Below are 6,366 nucleotides of genomic sequence, written 5' to 3'. Positions count from 1 at the left end.
TTGACCTGCTCCACACGGTTTGACGGCCCATGTTCGGCCACGGCGGAATTGATCTGAACAGTTTGCTTTTGGGACATGACTTTCTCCTTTGACAAAAAGAGATCGGACGAACAACGCCACGTGCATTTTGCGCCCCGTTTGGACGCCGGGTTTTACAGGAAAGCGGCCATTCTGTGTTGGAACCGCCAGCACCACGGCCGCCTCAAAGGGGGCTTGGCGACGGCAAATAAACAAATGTTTCATTTCGGATGCCAAAAATCTGTTTTTTTTGCGCGCAGGTTATTTGTAACAAAGCTTTTATGCGATGAAAATCGCTCAAAGGGGGCCTTTGGCATCCCTCATAGGGGGCTTTTTCGAGGGATGGGTGATCACCCTGTGATGCCGCAAGAAACAAACCGGACTGAATTGCACCGTGCTTTCAACATGTTGACAGCAGCTTGCGTCCATCCATGGTTTCCGGATGGATACGAGCCAGGGAACCACAACAGTATAACAGAGTTTTATCTCGAAAGAGAGGAAAAGGGGGGGCTGGCCGCGGCGCATGGCAGCTTGCCCCTGATGCCTGTCACCTCACCGGCCCGCCAAGCGCCACTGACCTGCTTGCCCGGCACGGGGTAGGTCCCGGCCAGTGGAAGCATTGTCACCGGAATATATCCTTTGAGCCATTCCATGTGTCATCCCTTTGTTCGGGATGGACCTTTTCCGCCAGCAGGATGTAATATGCCAGCTTCAGGGGAAGCGGATTTTCAGGCAGGGCCACACCGGCTGCAAACCTGGCGATCCGCTACGGCAAAAAATGTTCACTGAAAATGCATCGGGAAAAGGGAGGAAAAAATCGTGAATAAACTTATTCTGCTGTTGCTGGCTGCTGGTCTGGGCTATGCCGCCTATACCAATCCGGATATCAACGACCATCGGGAGGCGATCTCCGGCCAGTGGCCCGAACAAGCCTTTTACACTGACGAGCAGCAGGAGGAGCGTTTCGGCGATCTCGACTACACCAACTTCATCGTCGGCTCCGCCACCAAGGACACCGTCAAGATGACCATGGTAAGCTACGGGTTTCTCGGCCGGGTGACCGTGGTGGACGAAGAATGGCAAACTCGCCCGGTACATGATTAAGGAGCGTGCCATGACTGCTCAACATTTTGTCCTGGCAGGGCTCGGCGTTCTGGTGGGCATCGGTGCATCTTTTACAGGGCTGGGCGGCGGCTTCCTGATGGTGCCGCTGCTGCTGTTTCTGGGATATCCCGCGCAAAAGGCGGTGGGCACCTCGTTTCTGGCCATCCTGATTATTTCCCTGTCGGCCCTGGCGGCGCACAACAGACTGGCCAATGTCGACTATCGGATCGGTATTCTGCTTGGCGTAGGCGGGGTGCTCGGCGCCCAACTGGGCGCGCGCCTGCTGGAACATGTATCGACGGCCAGCTTCAAGCGGATCTTCGCCTGCGTGCTTCTCGGTCTGGCCATTTATCTGTTTTTCAAGAAATAGCTCCAGGCGCTATCGGCGGTTCGGCAGCAGCAAAGACCAGGGCCGCATGGCAGCAGGGTTCGTTGCGGAGGTGAACATGTCCTGGTTCATTATGGTTTTTCTGGGAATTTACGGCGCCATGCACGCACTGTTTTTGTGGGGAATGGCACCGCTGCTGTCCCGCAGGCCCGGCACCGCCTGGCTGCTGCGCGGCTGGATGCTGCCGATGCTCGTCGCGCCGATCGCAGTGCGTATGCTGGACCGTGCCGGCTATTTCGACATGGCCCGTATCCTGGCCTGGATCGCCTACAGCTGGATGGGCTTGCTGTTCATCGCCTGCTGTCTGTTGTTGCCCCTCCTCTGCTGGCGGCTGCCGGGGATGACCCTGAGCCGCACGCGACGCACCAGCCGGCATAAGATACCGCGCAGCCCGACCAGCGCAGCGATCATCCTGCTGGCCACCCTCGGCGCAGGCATGTACGGTTTTTATGAAGCCGCCGGTTTGCGCGTCGAACCGGTCACCCTGGTGTCCGACAAGCTACCGCCCGGCACGCCGCCAGTGCGCCTGGCACAGATTTCCGACCTGCACCTGGGGTTGATGCATCGGGAAAAGGCCCTTAGCCCGATCATCGCCCGTTTACACGAACTCAAACCCGATCTGCTGGTCGTCACCGGCGACATGGTGGACGCGCAAATGGACCATCTTGACGGCCTCAGCGACCTGTGGCGCACCATCGATCCCCCGCTGGGGAAATTTGCGGTGACCGGCAACCACGAAGTCTATGCCGGCCTGCAACAATCCCTCGACTTTCTGCAACGCAGCGGCTTCACCCTGCTGCGCAACCGTTTTGTGCTGATCGGCAACCGTCTGCTGCTGGCCGGCGAGGATGATCCGGCCGTGGGGTCGGCCGCCGCCAGGCTGCGCATTCCGGAATCCGCCGTCAAGCAGCGATTCGGCATTCTGCTGAAGCACCGACCTGTTGTATCCGCGGCAACGGCCGACCTGTTCGATCTGCAACTCTCAGGGCATGCGCATCGCGGCCAGATCTTCCCCTTCAACTATCTCACCGGCCTTGTCTACCCCATGCAGAGCGGCTTGCACCGCCTGGCCGGGGGCGGCCTGCTCTACACAAGTCGCGGCACCGGAAGCTGGGGGCCTCCCATGCGCATCGGCGCACCTCCGGAAATCACCCTGATCGAGATCGTCCCCGCCGCCCGTCCTTGAATCGGGATGGCAGCGAAAGCCCCGTCCAGTCCAGTACAAGCGGCAAACCCGGCATGCATGCTGCATGGATTGCCTGCAGGATTTCGGCAGATTGCGCACAGGATCAACCATCAACGCAGCAGATCTTGTTTCGACAACCTGTCCGCCGTACCCTGTCATGCCTTTGCTTCAGGAGATCGCCATGAGCTTGAAAATTGGGCCCGCTGTCACTGCAACGCCCCACCGGCCAGCCAATGACCGGAAAGCAACCCGGGCATTCGAAACCCGGCTGCGGACTTTTCTGGAACAACAATCCGAACAAGCCCGGCAGATGCAGGAGGCAAGTCTGCAGATACACTGCTGTCAGCTGAAACTGGCACGAAGCCTTTTTGCCGAGGAGGACGCCGACCAGGATGTCCTTCCGGCTATGGAATTTCCCAAAGCGGAATTTCCGGCCGGCGCGGGACATTGGCGGATTTTTGACAGTTCGCCAGCCCCGGGCGGTCCGTTGACAGAATCTGGCGCCCCGCCATCGAATCGCAGCCATAGCCGCACCGACATGGAGCACCTCATCGAGCGTGCGGCCGCCCGTCATGGCCTTGCTCCCGATCTGATCCGTTCGGTAATCCGTACCGAAAGTGCCTTCGACCCGCGGGCCATGTCCCCCGCGGGCGCCCGGGGACTGATGCAGTTGATGCCGGCAACGGCGGCGGAACTCGGGGTAACCGACCCGTTCGACCCGGAACAGAACATCATGGCCGGCACCCGTTACCTGCGGCAACTACTCGACCGATACAACGGAGATCTCGACCATGCTCTGGCCGCCTACAACAGGGGCATGGGCAACGTCGACCGCCATGGACTGGCACGCTTGCCCGAGGAAACCCGCAACTATCTGCTGCGGATCAAACAGGCCTGACCCACCGTTTCAGGATTTCCGGACCACGCCTTCGGCCAGGGCCGCATCGCAAAACTCCGCCAGCGCATCATCTTGCGGACGGCAACCGCCGTCGGCCAGACTCTGCAACCATGCGCATTCCCGCGGCGTGAATACCCCCAGGGCCACCTCCCCCTGATGCAGATAAAGCAACGCCTCACAGGGCTGTTCCGGCACCAGCATGGCCACCACATCGAAATCCGTCACCCCCATTTCCAGCTTCTCCAGCAATGCCTCGGGGTCCCGTCCGAAGCGGACAAAGCGGCCTTCGGGGATCAAATAAAGCCGCCCCGGATCATCCGGCACGGGGCCAGGCACAAGCTCCTGACACTGCAATGCCGCCGCAAAGCCGAACCAGGCCACCACATCGGCGGCCAGATCGGCAGCGAGCGGTTTATCCTGGGACAGGAACATCTCTCTCAGAACCTGTTGTTGCCAGGCAATGAGCGCCTCGCCGACGGGTTCCTCTTCGGGAAGCTCGTCGGCCAGCCGTTCGAAAAACCGCGCCGCGTTGATTTCGAGGTTTTCCAGTATCAGATCGAACCATGGCACTGCCCGGCCGCGAATGTAAAACAGATCACAGACGCCTGCTATATAGCCGGCACGCGCCATATCCCCGGCGCTGAAGGTCGGGGAAGAAACCAGGCGATACGGGGGACAGGTCTGGTATTCGAGACCAAGGTTCCGCGCATTATCGGCCAGACGCGTGCCGGGGAGCACCGCCAGAGGAAAAATATCGAGATGGTTGGGACGCAGACCAAGGGCAAAATCGAGGCTGGACAAAAACCCCTGCAGACTGTCGCCAGGCAAGCCATAGATCAGATCAAAGCCATAAACCACCCCGGCTTCATGCAGCAGCAGGATGCGCTCGGCAAAATCGGCCGGATCGATGTGCCTGTGAACCCTGGCGAGCACCGCAGGATCAGCGCTTTGCAGTCCGATCTGCAATGCGCAGTTGATGTCAGCGAACAGGCCAGCCATTTCCTCATCGATAAATTCGGCGCGCACCTCCAGGGTGTAATGGATATGCGGAGCGACCTGTGCCATCATGCGCAACAGGTTTTTGGCCCGCTGCGCATCGAAGTTGAAGGTTGGATCGAGGACGAAAAGCTGTTGCACGCCGGCTGTGGCGAACAGCTCCAGCTCGGCCCGCAGACGCTGTTCGGGAAAACGCCGCACCCGATCACTGCCGCGGGATTCAAAACAGAAATCACAATGAAATGGACAGCCTCGCGACAACTCCCACAACAGGCCGGGGTATCGCTCCGGCGGCAGAACTCCGGTCAGAAAAGGAGATGGCAGGGAAGCGAGATCCTCCACCGTACCGGCATCCGGCCATTCGCCGACCTGAAGAGGCTCTTCCCCTTGCTGCAGCAGGTGAAGGACCTCCACGACCCGCCGCTCACCTTCCCCCGGCAGTACGAAATCAATCGCCGGGTGCCCCGCAATGACCGATGGATCCGCCGTCACCTCGGGCCCGCCGGCGAAAATGACCACCCCCGGCTGAAAGGTTTTCAGCGCTCCGGCCAGTTCCAGCAATTTGTCGCGATTCCATGTGTAAACCGAAAGGCCAACCACATCGGGGGCTTGCTCCAGAACCAGCTCTGCGCACTCGGCAGACTCCTGCATCAGGAAAAAATCGATGAGACAAGTTGTCAATCCCAACGGAAAGGCCTGCCTGAGTGCGGCAGCCAGCATCCCCGTTGCCAGGGGCACGGCACGCGACGACGGTTCGATGTGCATGGAAACAAGAGTAAGGTTCATCAGCAATGCGCTTTCGAAAAATGGGCCGCACGGAACATGAAATCACCTGTCAGCCTGGCTCGGGTTCAAGATATCTTTAATAAACAGATGTTCTTTTGTCGCCAAACAGGAAAAACTCTGCTACGCTGTATCGCAATAATATTTTTGTCGTCAGACAGCCCGGCCCTGTGCCAGCAATCAGAACAGGAGGTTATCACATGGGCATGATGCAGGAGTTCAAAACCTTTGCCGTCAAGGGCAACATGGTCGACATGGCGGTCGGCATCATCATCGGCGGAGCCTTCGGCAAAATCGTCTCGTCCCTGGTGGCCGAGGTGATCATGCCACCCCTGGGTCTGCTGCTGGGCGGCATGGACTTCAAGGATTTCTCCTTCACACTGAAAGACGCCACCGACGCCGCCCCGGCCGTGACCCTCAACTACGGCCTGTTTCTCCAGGCCCTGTTCGACTTTGTGATCATCGCCTTTGCCATTTTCATGCTGGTCAAAGCCATCAATGCTCTGCGCAAAAAAGAGGAGGCAAAACCGGCCGAACCGCCCGCGCCCAGCAAGGAAGAAACCCTGCTCGGCGAAATCAGGGACCTGCTCAAACAGCAGAAATAAACGCCTTTCCAAGCATATGAAAGCCAGGGCCCGGGGCAAAGGCCAAGCCCCATCCCTGGCTTTTACCACATCTACACCGCAAAAGTCTTCGTCCACGGCCCGGGCCTGTTGATTTTGCTGTTTCCAACCATCGGACCGATGCCAGGCCCCGGCCATCCTTTCTCATGTCCAGTTCCAGTCCCCGCAACTCGCCGCACAAGCCAGGCAAACCGTGCGTATCCAGATTCCCTTTGCGTTTTGCCGGCGCCCCGGACAGCTTGGGCGCCCCGGAATCCCGGTCACTTTTTTCATGACAACGGTCGTTTTCCTGTGCTTTAATGCCAGATTCCGATAATTCGCCGCTGACACGGCTTATATATTTTAAAGATTCAGAGGAGAAAAAACCATG

Annotated in this window: 8 protein-coding genes; 5 read left to right on the top strand and 3 right to left on the bottom strand. The window is 58.9% G+C overall.

Translation table 11 applies throughout. The features are described from left to right. Positions 1 to 243 (bottom strand): hypothetical protein (locus AB7E65_RS11545; RefSeq protein WP_428745959.1); only part of this gene is annotated, 243 nt, incomplete at its 3' end. Positions 244 to 837: 594 nt separating this feature from the next. On the opposite strand from AB7E65_RS11545, the gene AB7E65_RS11540 reads away from it, so the two are divergent. The 4 genes from AB7E65_RS11540 (at position 838) to AB7E65_RS11525 (ending at position 3,594) form a co-directional block, all read left to right on the top strand. Beyond that, positions 838 to 1,122, top strand: coding sequence for a hypothetical protein (locus AB7E65_RS11540; RefSeq protein ID WP_072286959.1), 285 nt, complete (start codon positions 838 to 840; stop codon positions 1,120 to 1,122). Between the two features lie 10 nt (positions 1,123 to 1,132). After that, positions 1,133 to 1,492: a sulfite exporter TauE/SafE family protein gene (locus AB7E65_RS11535; protein ID WP_072286958.1), complete on the top strand. Its 360-nt coding sequence runs from the start codon at positions 1,133 to 1,135 to the stop codon at positions 1,490 to 1,492. Positions 1,493 to 1,568: 76 nt separating this feature from the next. Continuing rightward, positions 1,569 to 2,696 carry a metallophosphoesterase gene (locus AB7E65_RS11530; protein WP_072286957.1) on the top strand — a complete coding sequence of 376 codons (1,128 nt, stop codon included), beginning with the start codon at positions 1,569 to 1,571 and terminating at the stop codon, positions 2,694 to 2,696. Positions 2,697 to 2,877: 181 nt separating this feature from the next. Next, positions 2,878 to 3,594: a lytic transglycosylase domain-containing protein gene (locus tag AB7E65_RS11525; protein WP_428745958.1), complete on the top strand. Its 717-nt coding sequence runs from the start codon at positions 2,878 to 2,880 to the stop codon at positions 3,592 to 3,594. 9 nt (positions 3,595 to 3,603) lie between these two features. Here AB7E65_RS11525 and AB7E65_RS11520 read toward each other — a convergent pair whose 3' ends face one another. Then, a complete protein-coding gene (locus AB7E65_RS11520; protein WP_428745957.1) occupies positions 3,604 to 5,376 on the bottom strand; it encodes a B12-binding domain-containing radical SAM protein in 1,773 nt (590 codons plus the stop codon). 197 nt (positions 5,377 to 5,573) lie between these two features. Here AB7E65_RS11520 and mscL point away from each other — a divergent pair, with 197 nt between their 5' ends. Beyond that, positions 5,574 to 5,978: a large-conductance mechanosensitive channel protein MscL gene (gene mscL, locus AB7E65_RS11515; RefSeq protein WP_072286954.1), complete on the top strand. Its 405-nt coding sequence runs from the start codon at positions 5,574 to 5,576 to the stop codon at positions 5,976 to 5,978. Here the strand turns inward: mscL and AB7E65_RS11510 are convergent. Then, positions 5,962 to 6,366 (bottom strand): hypothetical protein (locus tag AB7E65_RS11510; RefSeq protein WP_428745956.1); only part of this gene is annotated, 405 nt, incomplete at its 5' end. The two genes, mscL and AB7E65_RS11510, sit on opposite strands and share 17 nt — an antisense overlap.

The sequence above is a fragment of the Syntrophotalea sp. genome, from assembly GCF_050253115.1.
GTDB lineage: Bacteria > Desulfobacterota > Desulfuromonadia > Desulfuromonadales > Syntrophotaleaceae > Syntrophotalea > Syntrophotalea acetylenica.
The sequence above is the reverse complement of the archived record's forward strand: the minus strand, read 5'-3'. Positions and strand labels throughout refer to the sequence as shown.

Coding starts and splice junctions, on each gene's coding strand:
- mscL (WP_072286954.1), top strand. CDS start 5,574: ATGGGCATGATGCAGGAGTTCAAAACCTTTGCCGTCAAGGGCAACATG.
- AB7E65_RS11535 (WP_072286958.1), top strand. CDS start 1,133: ATGACTGCTCAACATTTTGTCCTGGCAGGGCTCGGCGTTCTGGTGGGC.
- AB7E65_RS11525 (WP_428745958.1), top strand. CDS start 2,878: ATGAGCTTGAAAATTGGGCCCGCTGTCACTGCAACGCCCCACCGGCCA.
- AB7E65_RS11530 (WP_072286957.1), top strand. CDS start 1,569: ATGTCCTGGTTCATTATGGTTTTTCTGGGAATTTACGGCGCCATGCAC.
- AB7E65_RS11520 (WP_428745957.1), bottom strand. CDS start 5,376: ATGAACCTTACTCTTGTTTCCATGCACATCGAACCGTCGTCGCGTGCC.